Source organism: Brachybacterium sp. AOP3-A1-3, from assembly GCF_052378285.1.
Lineage (GTDB): Bacteria > Actinomycetota > Actinomycetes > Actinomycetales > Dermabacteraceae > Brachybacterium.
In genome coordinates, this window is record NZ_JBQSXM010000007.1 from 44,712 (window position 1) to 61,991 (window position 17,280).

Annotated in this window: 14 protein-coding genes; 10 read left to right on the plus strand and 4 right to left on the minus strand. The window is 71.1% G+C overall.

Annotated elements, in window-relative coordinates:
• The first annotated feature begins 74 nt into the window (after positions 1–74).
• Positions 75–1,445: a protein kinase domain-containing protein gene (locus ACT3T5_RS11150; RefSeq protein WP_444594359.1), complete on the plus strand. Its 1,371-nt coding sequence runs from the start codon at positions 75–77 to the stop codon at positions 1,443–1,445.
• A 115-nt stretch (positions 1,446–1,560) separates the two neighbouring features.
• Here the strand turns inward: ACT3T5_RS11150 and ACT3T5_RS11155 are convergent, their stop codons facing one another.
• Positions 1,561–2,241 carry a response regulator gene (locus tag ACT3T5_RS11155; protein WP_444578750.1) on the minus strand — a complete coding sequence of 227 codons (681 nt, stop codon included), beginning with the start codon at positions 2,239–2,241 and terminating at the stop codon, positions 1,561–1,563.
• 38 nt (positions 2,242–2,279) lie between these two features.
• On the opposite strand from ACT3T5_RS11155, the gene ACT3T5_RS11160 reads away from it, so the two are divergent.
• The 3 genes from ACT3T5_RS11160 (at position 2,280) to ACT3T5_RS11170 (ending at position 6,167) form a co-directional block, all read left to right on the plus strand.
• Positions 2,280–4,103 carry a sensor histidine kinase gene (locus tag ACT3T5_RS11160; protein ID WP_444594360.1) on the plus strand — a complete coding sequence of 608 codons (1,824 nt, stop codon included), beginning with the start codon at positions 2,280–2,282 and terminating at the stop codon, positions 4,101–4,103.
• Between the two features lie 63 nt (positions 4,104–4,166).
• Complete coding sequence (locus ACT3T5_RS11165) at positions 4,167–5,273, plus strand: fatty acid desaturase family protein (protein ID WP_444594361.1); 1,107 nt, start codon at positions 4,167–4,169, stop codon at positions 5,271–5,273.
• 240 nt (positions 5,274–5,513) lie between these two features.
• A complete protein-coding gene (locus ACT3T5_RS11170) occupies positions 5,514–6,167 on the plus strand; it encodes a DUF402 domain-containing protein (protein ID WP_444578747.1) in 654 nt (217 codons plus the stop codon).
• Between the two features lie 99 nt (positions 6,168–6,266).
• Here ACT3T5_RS11170 and ACT3T5_RS11175 read toward each other — a convergent pair whose 3' ends face one another.
• A complete protein-coding gene (locus tag ACT3T5_RS11175; protein ID WP_444594362.1) occupies positions 6,267–8,051 on the minus strand; it encodes an ATP-binding cassette domain-containing protein in 1,785 nt (594 codons plus the stop codon).
• 91 nt (positions 8,052–8,142) lie between these two features.
• On the opposite strand from ACT3T5_RS11175, the gene pepN reads away from it, so the two are divergent.
• Positions 8,143–10,704 (plus strand): aminopeptidase N, encoded by a 2,562-nt coding sequence (gene pepN / locus ACT3T5_RS11180; protein ID WP_444594363.1) that lies wholly within the window; start codon positions 8,143–8,145, stop codon positions 10,702–10,704.
• A gap of 161 nt (positions 10,705–10,865) precedes the next feature.
• Here the strand turns inward: pepN and ACT3T5_RS11185 are convergent, their stop codons facing one another.
• A complete protein-coding gene (locus ACT3T5_RS11185) occupies positions 10,866–11,867 on the minus strand; it encodes an iron-siderophore ABC transporter substrate-binding protein (protein WP_444594364.1) in 1,002 nt (333 codons plus the stop codon).
• A 106-nt stretch (positions 11,868–11,973) separates the two neighbouring features.
• Between ACT3T5_RS11185 and ACT3T5_RS11190 the strand changes: the two genes are divergently transcribed.
• The 4 genes from ACT3T5_RS11190 to ACT3T5_RS11205 are packed head-to-tail and all read left to right on the plus strand — an operon-like array spanning position 11,974 to position 15,580.
• Positions 11,974–13,080: a FecCD family ABC transporter permease gene (locus ACT3T5_RS11190; protein WP_444578743.1), complete on the plus strand. Its 1,107-nt coding sequence runs from the start codon at positions 11,974–11,976 to the stop codon at positions 13,078–13,080.
• Positions 13,077–14,156 (plus strand): FecCD family ABC transporter permease, encoded by a 1,080-nt coding sequence (locus ACT3T5_RS11195; protein WP_444594365.1) that lies wholly within the window; start codon positions 13,077–13,079, stop codon positions 14,154–14,156. Before ACT3T5_RS11190 ends, ACT3T5_RS11195 begins: the two co-directional genes overlap by 4 nt.
• A complete protein-coding gene (locus ACT3T5_RS11200) occupies positions 14,149–15,099 on the plus strand; it encodes a mechanosensitive ion channel family protein (RefSeq protein WP_444594366.1) in 951 nt (316 codons plus the stop codon). The genes ACT3T5_RS11195 and ACT3T5_RS11200 overlap by 8 nt, the downstream gene beginning before the upstream one ends.
• Before the next feature lie 40 nt (positions 15,100–15,139).
• Entirely contained in the window at positions 15,140–15,580 is a 441-nt protein-coding gene (locus ACT3T5_RS11205) for a globin (protein WP_444594367.1), read from the plus strand.
• Between the two features lie 78 nt (positions 15,581–15,658).
• Here ACT3T5_RS11205 and ACT3T5_RS11210 read toward each other — a convergent pair whose 3' ends face one another.
• Positions 15,659–16,213, minus strand: coding sequence for an acyl-CoA thioesterase (locus ACT3T5_RS11210; protein ID WP_444578739.1), 555 nt, complete (start codon positions 16,211–16,213; stop codon positions 15,659–15,661).
• A gap of 69 nt (positions 16,214–16,282) precedes the next feature.
• Between ACT3T5_RS11210 and ACT3T5_RS11215 the strand changes: the two genes are divergently transcribed.
• Complete coding sequence (locus tag ACT3T5_RS11215) at positions 16,283–17,239, plus strand: acyl-CoA thioesterase (protein WP_444594368.1); 957 nt, start codon at positions 16,283–16,285, stop codon at positions 17,237–17,239.
• Positions 17,240–17,280: the final 41 nt, after the last annotated feature.

The window sequence follows — 17,280 nt, forward strand, 5'->3', positions numbered from 1 at the left end:
CGGTCAGGACCTGCGGGCGACATCCTATTTGCCATCTCGAACGCTGCCGTCACCTCCGGGTGCGGTGCCCTAGCATGACCACCATCATGTCCGATGTCATCGCCGGCCGCATCGAGCTGCTCGATCCCCTCGCCCGAGGCGCCTCCGGGTCGCTCTGGCGTGCGATCGATCGGCGGTACGGCGCGATCTGCGCGGCCAAGGTCATGCGCCAGCGCGACGGCGCCGAGGTGCTGCGCTTCGTGCGCGAGCAGACGGTCGGCACCGCCCAGGGCCTGGGCGCCCACCCGCACCTCCTGCCCCCGTACACCTGGGTCGCGGAGGACGACACGGTCGTACTGGTGATGCCCCTCGTGCACGGCGGCACCTTGGCCGGGGCCCTCGCCGACCACGGGGCGCTGTCCCCCTCGCTGGTGGCTCAGCTGCTGCGGCAGCTGCTGGACGCCCTCGACGCGATGCACACCTCCCAGTGGGTGCACCGCGACGTGAAGCCCGCGAACCTGCTGCTCGATGCCACCGGGGACGGTGCTCCGCACCTGCTGCTCGCGGACTTCGGCATCGCGCTGCACGTGAGCGACGTGCGCCTGACCGAGACCGGCTTCGTGCACGGCACACCCGGGTTCATGGCCCCGGAGATCCTCGCGGGCGGAGGGACCTCCGCCGCACAGGACGTGTGGGCGGCGGCGGCCTGCGCGCTCGAAGCCCTGGCCCCGCTGCCTCCGCGGGAGCGCCCCTCGCCGTCGACGGCTCCGCAGAGGGTCACCGACGCCCTGTCAGGCAGCTCCGATCCGGCGGCGGCACCACTCGGGGAGCTCCTGCGCGCGATGCTCGCGACGGATCCGGCCCGGCGCCCGTCGGCCGCGCGGGCCCGCGACACGATCCCTCTCCTGGCGGAGCCCGTCTCCGCCTGGTCCCGCACCGCCGAGGGCGAGCGCTTCGAGGTCGTCGACCGGATCGAGGCGGGCGGCGAGCTGCGTGAGGTGCCGCTGGACGGTCCGGCGTCGCTCGCCGGCCTCGCACCCGGCCTCCATGAGCGGCTCCAGGCCCGATCGGGGCCGGCCGGCGGTTCTGTCGGCTCCGCGGGTTCCGCCGGGGCCGACGGGCGCAGCGCTCCGAGCCCGGATCGTCGCCCTGCCCCTGGTCCACAGCGCACGGCCGCGGGTCCGCAGCGCACGGCCGCGGGTCCCCAGGGCGCCACGGAGCTGTTCGTGCACGAGGCGACCCCTCAGGATCCCCACGCCCAGCGGCCCGTCCCGAACCACGTCCCGAACCACGTCCCGGACGACGCCCCGAACCAGGTCCCGGACGACGCACGACCCTCACCCCGTCCCTCACCGACGCAGGCACCCCGCTCCCGGCGCGGTGCCTGGGTCGGAGTGCTTCTGCTGGTGATCTCGCTGCTGTGCCTGATCGGTGCCGGCGCGCTCGTGTGGACGGCCCTGGGCTGACCCCTGGCACAGGGAGTGGCACCGAGGCAGAGGTGAGCAGAGCTTCAGGAGCTGCTGGGGCGAGCGCTCGAGTGACCGAGCCGGCTCGTCGGGCGCTGCTGGTGCGCCCAGGGCGTCACCGCCCGGCGCGCACCAGCCCGGACTCGTAGGCGGCGACCACGAGCTGGGTGCGATCGCGGAGCATCAGCTTGGAGAGCATGCGGGAGACATGGGACTTCACCGTCTGCTCGGCCATCACCAGCTCCTGGGCGATCTCCCGGTTCGCGAGCCCGCGCGCCACCAGCAGCAGCACGTCGATCTCGCGCTCCGTGAGCGCCGCCAGGCTCGCCTCGTCCCGCGCGCTGCGCTCGGGACGCGCCACGAAATCGGCGATCAGAGCCCGGGTGACGCGGGGCGCGAGCAACGAATCGCCACCCGCGACGACACGCACCGCCTGGACGAGCTCGTCGGGTGTGGAATCCTTGAGCAGGAACCCGCTCGCGCCGGCCCGCAGCGCGGCGAACACATACTCATCGGCATCGAAGGTGGTCAGCATGATGATCTTCGGAGGCGTCCCCGGCATCGCGAGCACCATGCGGGTCGCATCCAGGCCCCCGACGTGCGGCATGCGGATATCCATCAGCACCACATCGGGGCGCAGACGGCGCACCACCTCGACGATCCCGGCCCCGTCACCCGCAGTGCCCACCACCTCGATCCCGTCCTGCGCATTCAGCAGCGCCTCGAAGCCGCCACGGATCATCGACTGGTCGTCGACGATCAGCACACGGATGACAGCCTGCTCAGGGGGAACCATGGCGCCACAGTATCCCCGCTTCCCGAGAGGACCCCTGGGTGTTCCTCGTTCCTGATCGACACAGCCTGCGCCGCCTGGGCCACGACCTCGCCTTCGTGCTGCCGGGCCTCGCCCTGACCCTGCTCGCGATCGCGGTGCTGCTGCCCCTGGCCGCGGTCTCCGCCGCCCTCGCCATCGTCTGGATCGGAGTGGTGCTGTTCCCGCTCACCCTGGCTCTGGCCTCGGTGTACGCGCAGCTCGATCGTGCCCGCCTGAGGCGCTGGGGCGTCGAGATCAAGCCTCCGAGCTATCGGCCCCGAGGGCGCGGTCCCCGCGGACTGCTGCGTCTGGTCACCGATCCGCGTCGCTGGCTCGACCTGGCCTTCGAGGCCCTCATCGCCCTCCCGGTGCGCGTGCTGACCGTCGGGGTCACGCTCGCCTGGGCGGCGCTCGCCCTGGCCGGCCTCAGCTACTGGCTGTGGGGGCGGGCGCTGCCACCAGGCGGCACCCCGGTTCCCGGCCAGTGGTCCCTCGCCCTGGTCCTCGGCCTCGCACTGGCCCTCTCCTTCCCGGCGATGGTGCGTGCGCTGGCGCTCCTGGACGTCGTGGTCTCCGTGCCGCTGCTCGGCGGGGCGGTCCCGGGATCCCGCCGCCGCGGCTCTCCCGCACCACCCAAGGTGCTCACCGTCGACGCCGGGCTGCGGGAAGGTGCATGGACCTGGATGACGGTCGCCTTCATCAGCTTCGTGCTGGTGGTGGTGAGCTGGCCGGTCACGGCCAGCCTGTACTCCGTGCACCCGGCCGTGGCGATGCTGGTGTCGATCGCCGCCGCCCTCGCCGGAGTGCTGGCCGTGCGATGGCCGTGGGCCGGACTCTCCCTGAGCATCGTCGCAGCGGCCGCGACGATCCTGGTCACGGCGTCGGCCTCGGAGGGCCTCCCCTGGCCGTGGCCGGTGACCGCCCTGCTGGCCCACTGCCTGACCCTCACCGTGCTGGCGGTCTTCCACCGCTGGTTCTGGGCGGTCTCGACCTGGTCCGGCGGCGCTCTGCTCACCCTCATCTCCCTGATGATCTCGGAACCCGCCATCCGGGCGGACGACTCGCTGCGAGTCGTCACCACCAACGGCGTGGTGCTGGTGGCGATCAGCGGCGGCGTGGTGCTGCTGGGGATCACCGTGCGCCAGTGGTTGCTGATCAGCTCGCAGGTCGAGGAGGCGCAGTCCCGGGGCGCCGACCAGATGCGTCGGCGCTACGAGCTCGAGGAGCGCAGCCGCATCGCGCGCGAGCTGCACGACGTGGTGGCGCATTCGATGTCGGTCATCACCGTGCAGGCGGGCACCGCGAAGTTCCGGCTCTCGGGTCTCGATGCCCAGACCGAGCAGGAGTTCGAGGACATCGCCGCCTCCTCCCGGCAGGCGCTCGGGGAGATGCGCTCGCTGCTGGCGACCCTGCGCACCGACGACGCCCTCGACGACATGCCGATGCCCGGTCTGGCCGACGTCGCCGAGCTGGTCGAGGCGAGCCGCGCCACGGGTGCCTCGATCAGCGCGGACCTAGTCGCGGTGGAGGTCCCCCCGACAGTCGGCCTGACCGCCTACCGGGTGGTGCAGGAAGCGATGAGCAACGCGTTGCGCCATGCGCACGGCGCCGCGATCGCGGTGTCGGTCTCTGTCTCCGAGGCCCCGCAGAGAGCACTGCTGGTGGACGTCTCCAATGTCGCGCCCGAGTCCGAGCAGGACCATATCCCCGGATCCGGGCTGGGTCTGGCAGGCATCCACGAGCGGGTCTCCGCCCTCGGGGGCTCCGTGCACGCAGGGCCCACGCCCGACGGCGGATATGCGATCTCCGCGCAGATCCCGATCGTGCACCCCCTACCCCGGTAGGGGGTGCAGGTTCGCTCCGAGGAGGGACGCAAGGAGGTATGCCTCAGCAGTAGCGTCATCGGCATGACGACCACTGCACAGCGGCCTCCGGCCCAGACTCGGCCTCCGGTCCGGTCTCGGGCCGCAGCCCAGACCAAGGACTACTTCGAGCTCTCGCAGCGGGTGAAGGACGCCGGCCTGATGGGTCGAAACGTCCGCTCCTACATCCTTCGCACCGTGCTCCTGGGCCTTGCCCTCGTGGGTGCCTTCGTGCTGCTGCTGACACTGGGCAGCACCTGGTGGCAGCTCGCCGTCGCCGCGCTCTTCGGGATCCTCTTCACGCAGGCCGCGTTCATCGGCCATGACGCCGCGCACCAGCAGGTCTTCTCCTCCGGCAAGCGCAACGCCTGGTTCTCCCGCATCATCGGGAACCTCGTGGTGGGACTGGCCATCGCCTGGTGGACCCGCAAGCACAACAAGCACCATGCGAACCCCAACACCGTGGGCCGCGACGGCGACATCGCCGGCGGGGTGCTGGTGTTCGTGCCCGAGGAGCAGGCCCAGCGCACCGGCTTCATGGCCTGGTTCGCGAAGCGACAGGGCTGGGCCTTCTTCCCGATCCTCACCCTGTTCGGCTTCGTGCTGCACTACGAGGGGATCACGGCCCTGCTCAAGAACGAGAAGGTCAAGCACCGCAAGGTCGAGATGGCGCTCGTGCTGGTGCGCGTCATCGGGTTCCCCGCGATCGTGCTCTCCACCCTGGGGCTCGGCATGGGCCTGGCCTTCCTCGGTGTGCAGATGGCCGTCTTCGGGGTCTACATGGGCTCCTCCTTCGCACCGAACCACAAGGGCATGCCGCTGATCCCCAAGGGACTCGAGGTCGACTTCCTGCGCCGCCAGGTCCTCACCAGCCGCAACATCAAGGGCGGCCTGCTGATGAACTGGGCGATGGGCGGGCTGGACCTGCAGATCGAGCACCACCTGTTCCCCCGCATGCCCTCGGCGAACCTCCGCAAGGCGAAGCCGATCGTCAAGCAGTTCTGCGCCGAGCGCGGGATCATCTACACCGAGACGAACCTGATCACGTCCTACGGGATCATCATCAAGTACCTCAACCGGGTGGGCCTCGGCAACGCCGATCCGATGGACTGCCCGCTGGCCGCCCAGCTGCGCGGCGCCTCCGCCGCCTGACCGGTCGTCGCCTGACTGTCGTCGCCTGACCCGCTCGCGGGGCCGTCACCTCGGTGGCGGCCCCGCCGTCGTCTTCCGGGCCGGGCGCTGTCACCCGGAACCGGCGCGCCGCCCGCACGGTCCCGGGGCAGGCGGTATGGTCGCCCCATACGCCTACCCCTTCACGGGCAGAGCAGCCCCGGCCCGATGGCCGGTCGGTACGGGGCGTCCGTGGAGGCCGATCCGGCCGGGATCACCACCATGTCTTCCTCCCCACGCTGGTCGCCTGGCGACCAGGTGACCTGGACCTACTACACCTCTCAGCACTCCACCCGCACCGTCCGCCCCGGCACCGTCGTGCTGGACGACGACCGCGGGATGGCGCTCTGGATCGCGCCCGGCACCGAGGTGCTGCTGCCCGTCCTCGAGTCCGGTGCAGCGCTGCGCCGCGCCGGTGACGAGGGCATGTTCACCGCGCCCCGGCTGCAGTCCAAGCAGCTGTGGACCGGGAACGGCATCCTCATGATCGCCCTGCCGGACAAGCCGTACTCCGTGTGGCTGTTCTACAAGGACGACGGCTCGCTGGGCTGCTACTACATCAACCTCGAGACCCCGTACGAGCGCACCGACGAAGGGGTGCGCACCCGGGACCTCGTGCTCGACCTGGTCGTGCTGCCGCGCCGCGACTGGCACTACAAGGACGAGGACGAGCTGGAGGGCGCCGAGCGCACCGGGTACTTTTCCCCCGAGGAGATCGAGTCCATCCGGGCCGCGGGCCGCGAGGCCGAGCAGCACATCGCCGCCTGGTCCTACCCCTTCTCCGCCGGATACGAGTACTTCTTCCCGGATCCGAAGTGGCCCGTGCCGTCCCTTCCCGAGCACTACACCTGGGATCTCGACCTCACACGACGGTGACGGGATCACCCGTGAGAAGCTCGGGCCGGACTGGGCCGAGTTGACCCGGGCTGGGCTGGGCTGGGCTGGGCTGGGCTGAACTGGGCTGGGCTGGGCTGATCAGGTCAGCTGCTGGGCGAAGATCTCCGCGAACCGGGTCTCGGGTGCGAGGAGCTGCTCGTAGGTGCCGGTCTCCACGATCCGGCCCTCTTCCAGCACATGGATGCGGTCCATGCCGCGCAGCGTCCACGCCCGGTGCGAGACGACGATCGTGATGTGCCCGGTTGCCGTCTCCCGCAGCTGGGCGAAGACCTCCTGTTCCGCCTCGGCGTCGATCGCCGACGTGGGCTCGTCGAGCACACGGATCCCCGCGCCGCGCAGGTGGATCCGAGCCAGGGCGATCCGCTGCCATTGCCCTCCGGAGAGGCCCACCCCGTCGAACTGCGGGCCGAGCATCGTGTCCAGGCCCTCCGGGAGCCGTCGGACGAGATCGCCCGCGCGCGCCGCATCCAGGGCCTGCCAGATCTCCTTGTCGGCCACGTCGTCCCGCGGCGTGCCCAGGGTGACCGCGTCACGCACCGTCATCTCGTAGCGGCCGAACTCCTGGGTGACCAGGCCGAAGCGCCCCAGGCGCTCGGCAGCCGAGAGCTCGCCGGCGTCGACTCCGTCGATCTCGACGACGCCGTGTCCGACGCCGCCGGAATCAAGCTCGACGATGCCCATCAGGGCGGAGACCAGCGTGGTCTTGCCCGCGCCGTTGACGCCGACCAGGGCGATCATCTCCCCCGCCTCGGCGCGGAGGCTCGCGTCCTGTACAGCGGGCCTCGCGCCGCCGGGATAGGTGATCGACAGTCCGTGCGCCTCGAGGGAACCGACGTCGCGGACGACGTGCTGCGTGGGCGCGGTGTCTGCAAGCCCCTCCAGCTCACGGAAGCGGACGATCTTCGGGGCCACGGAGATGACGTCGCCGAGCGCGAACCCCGCCCCGCGTGTGGCCTGCAGGCCGGCGATCACACCGAGCACGCCCGCTATGAGTCCTCCGGACCCAGCTCCTGCATTCAGCACGGCGATCAGCGCGCCGCCGAGAAGCAGGGCCGTGGCGACGCCCCCGAGCAGGTCGCCCTTCAGGAGCCGTGCATAGGTGCGGTCGAGGATCTCGGTCGCGCGGCCGTGCGCGTCGTTCGCTTTCGCCGCCACCTTGGGGCCGGTGCCGAGCGTCGCGAGCTCGCTCGCCGTACGACGGTCGATGAGCTGGTCGAGCAGGTAGCGGGCACGGAAGGCGTGGCGGGTCTCCTCCTCGAACTGCTCGTCCTGCATCCGCGCCGCCCACGAGAACGTGATCAGACTGGGGACGAGGGCGAGGACCACGAGTCCCGCCGCGAGCGCGGAGAACGGCAGGAGCGCTGCACCCAGAGCGATAGCTGCGACGATCGCGGACAGCGCGCTGATCACGGAGATCGGGCCGCGGGCGAGCTCGAAGGTGCTGTTCCTCCCGCCTTCCACGAGGGCGTGGACGCGGGAGTCGGCGATCCGCCGCGGGGTGAGCACCGCTGCGGTCGCCGCGGTGCGTCGTACGAGGTCCGAGCGCAGTCGCAGGCTCGCGCGCTGGCCGGTCAGGTTCTCCGCGCTCGAGACCACCTGGCTCAGACCGACCAGGGCTGTCAGCACGAGCACCGGCACGAGCGCATCCGTCCAGGTCGACCCCGTCGCGGACTCCACGACCCAGGCGACCACGCTCACCTGCGCCGCCGGGATCAGCGCCAGAAGGAGCGAGGCGAGAGCCGCCAGGGCTACCCACCGGGGAGTGGTCCGCACGGCCTGCCGCAGGCTCCAGAACGCCCCTGCGAGGATGACTCGAGGCCCGAGCGGGCGCGGGGAAGCTTCATCGTCATCCTGGGTCGGCATGGTCGGACCTTACCCGGGGGGGTGCGTGTCGAGACGTTCCCGTTGCCCGTTCGGCCAGGATCATCCCGGTGACGGTGGCAGGATGGACGCCATGGCATCCGAGAACCTCACGCGCGACGAAGCGCGCAGCCGCGCTTCGTTCCTCAGCACCGACTCCTACGACATCCGGCTGGACCTGACCACGGGCCCGGAGACGTTCCTGACCGAGACCACCATCCGTTTCTCGTCCACCACGGCGCAGGAGACGTTCGTGGACCTGATCGCGAAGGCGGTGCAGGAGATCGAGCTCAACGGCGAGCTGCTGGCCGATCCCGCCTCCCGCTTCGACGGCGCCAGGGTGCGACTGCCCGCCCTCGCCGAGGGCGAGAACGTGCTGCGGATCCTCGCCGAGGGGAACTACATGAACACCGGCGAGGGTCTGCACCGCTTCGTGGACCCGGTCGACGACGAGGTGTACCTCTACTCCCAGTTCGAGGTCTCCGACGCCCGCCGCATGTTCGCCTGCTTCGAGCAGCCCGACCTCAAGGGCACCTTCCAGCTCACGGTCACCGCCCCCGAGCACTGGCGAGTCATCTCCAACGCCCCGACCCCGAACCCGTCCGCCGCCGAGAACGGCACGGCTGCTGAGACCGCCACCTGGTCCTTCGATCCCACCGAGCGGATCTCCACCTACCTCGTCGCACTGATCGCCGGCAACTACCAGGGCGGCACCGGCGAGATCACCACCCGCGACGGTCGCACCGTGCCGATGGGCGTGTTCGCCCGCGCCTCCCTCGCCGAGCACGTCGACGCGCAGAACGTCATCGACGTGACCAAGGCCGGTATCGACTTCTACGAGGAGGCCTTCGACCAGGACTTCCCGTTCCGCAAGTACGACCAGGTCTTCGTCCCCGAATACAACATGGGCGCGATGGAGAACCCCGGCGCGATCACGTACGTGGAGTCCTACGTGTTCCGCTCCGAGGTCTCCGACGCGGTGCGCGAGCGCCGCGACCTCACGATCCTCCACGAGCTCGCCCATATGTGGTTCGGGGACCTCGTGACCATGCGCTGGTGGGACGACCTGTGGCTGAACGAGTCCTTCGCCGAGTACGCCTCCACGCTCGCGAGCGCCGAGGTCACCCGCTGGACGGACTCCTGGACCACCTTCGCCCTCTCCGAGAAGGGCTGGGCCTACCAGCAGGACCAGCTTCCCTCGACCCACCCGATCGTCGCCGACATGGTCGACTTCGAAGCGGTCGAGACCAACTTCGACGGCATAACCTACGCCAAGGGCGCCTCGGTGCTGCGCCAGCTGGTCGCCTACGTGGGCCGGGACGAGTTCTTCGCCGGAGTGCGCGCCTACTTCGCCAAGCACGCCTGGGGCAACACGGAGCTCACGGATCTGCTGGTCGAGCTCGAGGCCACCAGCGGACGCGAGCTCAGCACCTGGTCGAAGCTGTGGCTGCAGACCGCCGGCGTCAACACCCTGCGCCCGTTGATCGAGCGCGCCGAGGACGGCACGGTGACCAGCTTCGCGATCCAGCAGACCGCTCCCCCGGAGCACCCGACTCTGCGCCCCCACCGTCTGCAGGTGGGCGGATTCTCCCTCGAGGGCGGCACCCTCGCCCGCACGTCGTCCGTGGAGATCGACGTCGACGGCGACCTCACCGACGTGCCCGACCTCGTCGGGAAGCGCGCCGACCTGTGGCTCGTCAACGACGGCGACCTCGCCTACGCCAAGGTGCGCCTGGACGACGACTCCCTCGCCGTCGCCATGGATCACCTGCGCGATCTGGACGATCCGCTGGCCCGCACCCTGCTGTGGTCCTCCGCCTGGGACATGGTGCGCGACGGCGAGCTGCCCAGCCGCCGGTACCAGCAGCTCGTGCTCGCCAACATCACCGGCGAGGACTCCTCCTCCGTGGTGCGCACCCTGCTGCAGCAGCTCGAGACCGTCGCCGGTCCCTACGCCGCCCCGGATCAGCGCATCGGGCGCACCCTCGATGCCGCGAGCGCGGTGTGGGAGCTCGCCCAGGGCGCCGACGAAGGGTCCGACGCCCAGCTCCAGTTCGTGGAGTCCTTCGCCCGGCTCGCCCGCTCCGACGAGCACCGCGGGACCCTCGAGGGTCTCCTGGGCGGATCGATCACGCTCCCCGGCCGGAGCATCGACACCGATCTGCGCTGGAAGCTCGTGATCTCCCTCGCCGTGCTCGGCGGGATCGACGTCGCCGGCATCGACGAGCAACTCGCCTCCGACGACACCCAGTCCGGACGCAAGAGCGCCCTGACCGCGAAGGCCGCCCTGCCCACGGAGGTCTCCAAGGCGAAGGCCTGGCGGCGCACCATGGAGAAGGACACCCTGGCCAACGAGTCGATCACCGCCGTCATCCTGGGCTTCCGGCGCGTGGTCGACGAGTCGCTGATCGCGCCGTACCGCCAGCGGTACTTCGCGGCGATCAGCACGGTGTGGGCGGAGCGGTCCAACGAGATCGCCAACCGTCTCGTCTCGGGCTACTTCCCCTCCTCCTACGGGGGGCAGGGAGTGCTCGACGACGCCGATGCGTGGCTCGCCGACGCGGAGGAGGCCCCCTTCGGACTGCGACGCATCATCATCGAGGGCCGCGACACCGTGGCCCGGCAGGAGAAGGTCCGCGCCGCGGACGTCGGCTGATCCCCGCGGGGATCCGTTGAGTCCCTCTCGGATCCGTTGAGTCCCTCTCGGATCGGCTGGGTCTCTGTCGGATCGGCTGAGCACCTGGACGCCGACGGGCGCCGCGCACCGGTCTGGTGCACGGCGCCCGTCGGCCGTCTGCGCCTGTCAGCCGTCTGTGCTCAGGCGTCGAGCGCCTTCTCGAGGAGCGGGATCATCTTCTCGACCGCGTACTTGGTGGAGAGCACGGAACCCAGCGAATAGGCCGAGGAGAGATCGCCGTCGATGACGACGGCGCGGCCGTCGGCGACCGCCGGGATCTCCTTCCACTGCGGGTCCTCGGTGATCTCGGTGGTCTCGATGTAGATCGGGAACGCGACGATGAGATCGGCGTCGAGGAGGTCGAGCTGCTCGGCGGAGATGTCGACGCTGAAGCCGGACGCCGCAGCCGGGAGCTCCGCGATCGTCGGCGACAGCACGAACCCGAGGCGCTCGAGGAACTCCACCCGCTCGGTGCCCTCGACATAGGCGCCCCAGCCCTCGGAGGTACGGGTTGCGGCGGCGACGCTCAGGCCCTTCCACTGCTCATGATGCGCGGCGGCCTCCACGAAGAGGGTGTCGATCTCGCGCTGGAGGGCGTCGACCGCGTCCGGGACCCCGAGCGCCGTCGCGATCATCGTCAGCTGCTGCTCGGGGGTCGTGAGGTAGTTCTCCCCGCCGGAGGGGACTCCCACGGTGGGGGCGATCTGGGAGAGCCGGTCGTAGCGGTCCTGGTCCCCCGAGCTCTTCACGTCGAGGATGAGGTCCGGCTCCAGAGCTGCGATCGCCTCGTAGGAGGGCTCGAGCGTCTCGATGAGCGTCGGCGCCGTGTCATACAGGCCCGCGGCCCAGGGCCCGACGCCCTCTCCGCCGAACGCCAGCCAGTCGGACGCGCCGACGGGCTGGACGCCCAGGGACAGCGCGGTCTCCGCGTCGCCCCATCCCAGCGCGACGATGCGCTGGGGAGTGGCCTCGACGGTGATCTCGCCGAAGGCCGTATCGATCGTCGCCGGGAACGCCCCGCCCTCGGATCCTGCGCGGGTCGGGCCGTCGGCGGAGGTCTCCGCCGTGGAATCGCTGCACGCGGCGAGCACCAGGCCGGAACCGGCAGCGAGGACAGCGGCGAAGGAACGGCGAGAGATCATGGTGGGTGCTCCGTGAGGTGTGGGATGGTCCCGGGTGAACCGTAGGCGAGGTTACCCTTACCCTTCAGGGGGCCAACAGGCCCCGCAGCCCCTCGGGAAGCAGATTGTGACCGGACGCTCACCCCTCACGGCCCCGCGCCGCGCCCGCCTCGGGAGCGCCGGACCGCGCCCGCGGCGCCTGGTCGCGACAGGCCTCGCGCTGGTCGCGCTGGTCCTGCTCTGCGCGGCGAGCCTCTACGTCGGCTCGCGCCTGGTGCCCCCGGCGACGGTGAGCCGGATCCTCGTCGACTCGCTCACACATCTGGGGTCCGGGCAGTCCTCGCCGGAGCGCGCGCAGGCGCTCGGCGTCGTCGCCCAGGACTATTCGGCCGTGGTCGACCTCCGCCTGCCCCGCACGGTGATCGCCCTGAGCGCGGGCGCCGCCCTCGGGGTGGCCGGCGCGCTGATGCAGGTGCTGACCCGCAACCCGCTGGCCGAGCCGGGGATCCTCGGCGTGAACGCCGGTGCGGCCTTCGCGATCGTGCTCGTGATCGTGCTCCTGGGTGTCTCCTCCCCCGTCGTCTTCGTCGCCGCGTCCCTGGTGGGCGCCTTCGTGGCGACCCTCGCCGTGTTCCTGATCGGCACCCTGGGCGCCGGGGTGATCACCCCCGAACGGCTCACCCTCGCCGGGGTGGCGATCGGGGCGGTGCTCGCCGGCATCACCTCCGCCTTCCGGCTATCGAACCCGCAGGAGTACTCGATCCTGCTGAGCTGGGAGAGCGGGAACCTCGCGCAGCGCGGCTGGGAGACGGCACTGCCTGCGCTGCCGGTGGTGCTGGCCGGTCTCGTGCTCGCCCTCGCGCTCGCCGGGCCGATGAACGCGCTCCTGCTCGGCGAGGACATGGCCGCCTCGCTCGGGGCGGACGTACGACGCACCCGCTTCCTGCTGGTCCTCGCGATCACGCTCCTGGCCGGGTCGGCGACCGCCCTGGCCGGGCCGATCGTGTTCCTGGGCCTGATGGCCCCGCACGTGGCGCGCTGGATCGTGGGCCCCGACCAGACCCGGCTGCTGCCCCTGGCCGCACTGCTGTCCGCGGTGATCATGGTGCTCGCCGACGTCATCGCCCGCGTGGTGATGTGGCCGGGCGAGGTGCCCGTGGGCATCGTCAGCGCCCTGCTCGGCGCCCCGGTGCTGATCGTGCTGGTCCGACGGCGACGGGCGAGCGGGCTGTGAGCGCCGCGAGGACCGCGGGGATCGCGAGGACGGCGATCACCGCGCGCCGCACCCGCGCCGCCGTCGTCTGCGCGGTGCTGGTGCTGATCACCCTGGCCCTGTCCCTGATCGCCCTGTCCCGCGGCGATTTCCCGCTGACCCTGCCCGAGCTGCTCGAGGCCCTCACCGGCCGCGGCGGCTTCGCGAGCACGATCGTGCTGCAGTGGCGGCTGCCCCGGGCCCTCGTCGCCGTGGTGTTCGGGGCTGCGCTGGCCCTGTCCGGGGCGATCTTCCAGACCCTCACCCGCAACCCGCTGGGCTCCCCCGACGTGCTGGGCTTCTCCACCGGCGCCTACACCGGCGTGCTGCTGCTGACCCTCGTCGCACCCCCTGCGGCGGCCGGCCTGCTCGGCGGTGCGGCCACGACCGTCGGCGCCCTCGTCGGCGGGATCGGCTCCGCCGTGATCGTGTACCTGCTGGCGCGCCGCGACGGCGTGCAGGGATTCCGGCTGATCGTGGTCGGCATCGCGATGTCCGCCATGCTCAACGCGGTCAACGTGTGGATCCTGCTGCAGGCTCAGGACGAGGTCGCCATGGCCGCGAGCATGTGGGGCGCGGGCACGCTGTCCCTCATCGACTGGGCCGGGCTGATCCCCGTGCTGATCCTGCTGATCGTCGTCGTGCCCCTGCTGGTCCTCTGCGTCCCCCTCCTGCGCCAGCTCGAGCTGGGCGACGACGTCGCCTCCGTGCACGGGGTCGCCGTGGAGCGCACCCGGCGCCGGATCCTGCTGCTCGCGGTGGTGCTGGTGGCCGCGGTCACCGCCCTGTCCGGGCCGATCGCCTTCGTGGCGCTGTCCGCCCCGCAGCTCGCCAAGCGCCTGGTGCGCGGCACCGGTATCCCTCTCGCGGCGAGCGCTGCGATGGGGGCGGTGCTGCTCAGCGGCGCCGACCTCGTCACCCAGCACGTGCTGCCCACCGCGCTGCCCGTGGGCGTGGTGACCATCGTGCTCGGTGGTCTGTATCTCGTGGGGCTCCTGCTCGCCCCTGCTCTCCAGACTCTGCGCACGGGTGGGCGTTATGGTCAGGACCATGCCTGATGAACCCTTCGACATCGGAACCCTGCTCTCCAGCCCCGGCACCGACGAGGCGCTGTCCGTGATGGATCAGCTCGTGCGGTGGGTGACCAGCAGCGGCCTGCTGATCGTGGTGATCCTCGTCGTCGCGACCCTCGCGACCATGGTCGCCAGCTGGCTGCTGCGACGCTTCTTCCGCACCATGGCCGATTCCGGCACGAAGCTCTCGAGCGTGGCCGGCTCGGTCGTCAAGCGCGACGCGCGCGCCCAGAAGGCCGCGCAGGCACGACGCGAACAGCGGGCCGAGACCCTCTCCAGCGTGGCCCGCAATGTCGCGCACCTCATGATCTGGGCTGTGGCACTGGTCATGATCCTGGACAAGATCGGGGTGAACATCGCCCCGGTCATCGCCTCGCTCGGGGTGATCGGCCTGGCCGCCGGTATCGGCGCCCAGACGATCATCAAGGATGTCGTCGCCGGCATCGTCATGCTGTTCGAGGACATCGTCGCCGTGGGCGACTACGTGGACCTCGAGTACGCCGAGGGCACCGTGGTGGGGATCAACCTGCGCGTGACCCAGGTGCGCGGGATCGACGGCGTGCTGTGGACCGTGCGCAACGGCGAGATCATCCGGGTCGGCAACTACTCGCGCGGCTACTCCAACGCCGTGGTGGTGCTGGACATCGATGCGGACGCCGACGACGACATCGTCACCGAGGTGCTCACCTCCGTCACGGACGAGCTGAAGCAGGACAAGGACTGGTCGCACCTGGTCCAGTCCGGCGCGAACATCAGCGGCATGCTCGACGTGGACGGCAATCGCTACCAGCGCCGCGTGATCATCCAGACCTCGCCCGGCGAGCAGTGGGGCGTGGAGCGCGAGCTGCGCGGCCGCATCCGGGCCGCCTTCGCCGCGGCCGACGTCTCTTTCGCCCAGCCCCGCTTCGCCGACATCGCCCAGCCGTGATCTGCCCAGCCGTGATCTGTTCCCACCCCCAGGAGCTCCCATGACGACCCCGCCCGCTCAGATCAGCTTCTACGAGGCCGTCGGCGGCCACCCCACGTTCGAGGCGCTCATCGACCGCTTCTACGAGGGCGTCGCCGAGGATCCCCTGCTGCGCCCGATGTACCCGGAGGAGGACCTCACCGGGGCGAAGGACCGCTTCCGCACGTTCCTCGAGCAGTACTGGGGCGGGCCCAAGACCTATGGCGAGCAGCGCGGCCACCCGCGGCTGCGCATGCGCCACGCCCCGTTCCCGGTCTCGCCGTCGGCCCGGGACGCCTGGCTGCGGCACATGCGCGACGCGATCGACTCCCTCGACCTGCCGCCTCTGCACGCCGACACCCTGTGGGATTACATGGACCGCGCGGCGCACTCGATGGTGAACACCGTCGACGGCGGCGAGGCCCCCGCGGCGGGGCGGACCATCCCGGATCACCTGACCTGAGGGGATCCGGCGCCCGGGCATGCCGACCGGGCGGGCCTGCAGATGGACCCGGCATGCGGATCCACCGGGGCGAGCCCGTCAGTCGCGGAAGGTGAGCCCCTCGCCCTGGAACCGCTCGAGCTGCGCGCGGGTCTCGGGGTCCAGCCGTACCGGGGTGCCGGCCTCGGCATCGACCATCACCACCACCGTGCGGGCGCGGGCGTAGGGCGCAGCGCCCTCGGGATCATCGCGCGTGAGCACGAGGTAGTCCACGCTCAGGCTCGCCCCGCCGAGGCGGGAGATCCACAGGCGCACCACGGCCCCGTCGCGCCGGTGGCCCATCGATCGCACGTACTCGATCCGCTGCGAGGCGATCACGGTGCTGATCGACGAGCCGACCCCGCCGCCGGGCAGCGCGGCAGCCGGCGCCGGGGCGCCGAGCGCGATCTGCTCCTCGGGCGCCGGCCAGAAGGCCCCGATGCGGGCCTCCTCCAGCAGCCGCACCATGGCGGCGTTGTTCACGTGCCCGTAGGCGTCCAGGTCCGTCCAGCGCACGGGGACGGCGATGTCGACATGCGCCGCATCCTGGACCTGCTCGTCCCGGGGAGCCGCGGCAGGATGATCACGATGGTTCGTCGGTGAGGTGTCGGCCATGGTCAGCATCGTATTGCCTGCGTCGGCCCATGCCGTCCAGCCTCGGGATGGACCAGTACGATCAGTGCCATGAGCGAACCCCTCCATGACCCGGCGGCCGTCGCGGCCGGCCTGATCGAGCTGCTGGACCCGCGCGCGATCGAGATCGCCCCGGACTTCGCCACGCCCGCGACCGTGGCCGCCTTCGAGGCGGACTCCTCCCCCCAGCCCGGCGGCCATGTGTTCGGCGGGCAGGTGATGGGCCAGGCCGTCACCGCCGTGGGCCGCACGGTGCCCGAGGGGCGCCGCATCCATTCCATGTACTCGTACTTCCTCGCCCCGGGCGATCCGGCGCATCCGATCCGCTTCCAGGTCGATGCGCTGCGCGACGGGAACTCCTTCTCGGTGCGTCGCGTGCTGGCCACCCAGCCGGGCCGGACCCGGGCCGACGGGACCAGCGAGGGCGAGCGCACCATCCTCGCGATGACCGCCTCGTTCCAGGAGCAGCAAGAAGGGCTCGAGCACCAGGAGCGCGCTCCGGAGGCACCGGACCCCGAGGGGCTGCCGACCACCGCCCAGGTGCTCGAGGGGATCGACCATCCGGTGGCCCGCTACTGGGCCACACAGCGACCGATCGACATCCGCCACGTCACCGACCCGATCTATCTGCGCCCGGATCCCACCTCGGAGTCCACGGACGCCACCGAGACGCAGATGGTGTGGATGCGCATGCTCGCCCCGGTCCAGGCGGAGCCGCTGCTCCACGACGCGATCCTCGCCTTCGCGAGCGACTACACGCCCTTCGAGCCGATCCTGCGCCGCCAGGGCCTGAGCTGGATGACGCCCGGGCTGCGCATGGCCACGATCGACCACGCGATCTGGTGGCACCGGCATGTGGATGCGAACGAGTGGCTGCTGTACGTGCAGCGCTCCCCCTCGGCCTCCGGCGGGCGCGGCCTGACCCACGGCCAGCTGTTCGACCGCGCCGGCGACCTCGTCGCGACCGTCACCCAGGAGGGCATGATCCGGGTGAAGGACGGCGCCTGAGCCGTCAGGGCGGAGCCGTCAGGGCGGAGCCGTCAGGGCAG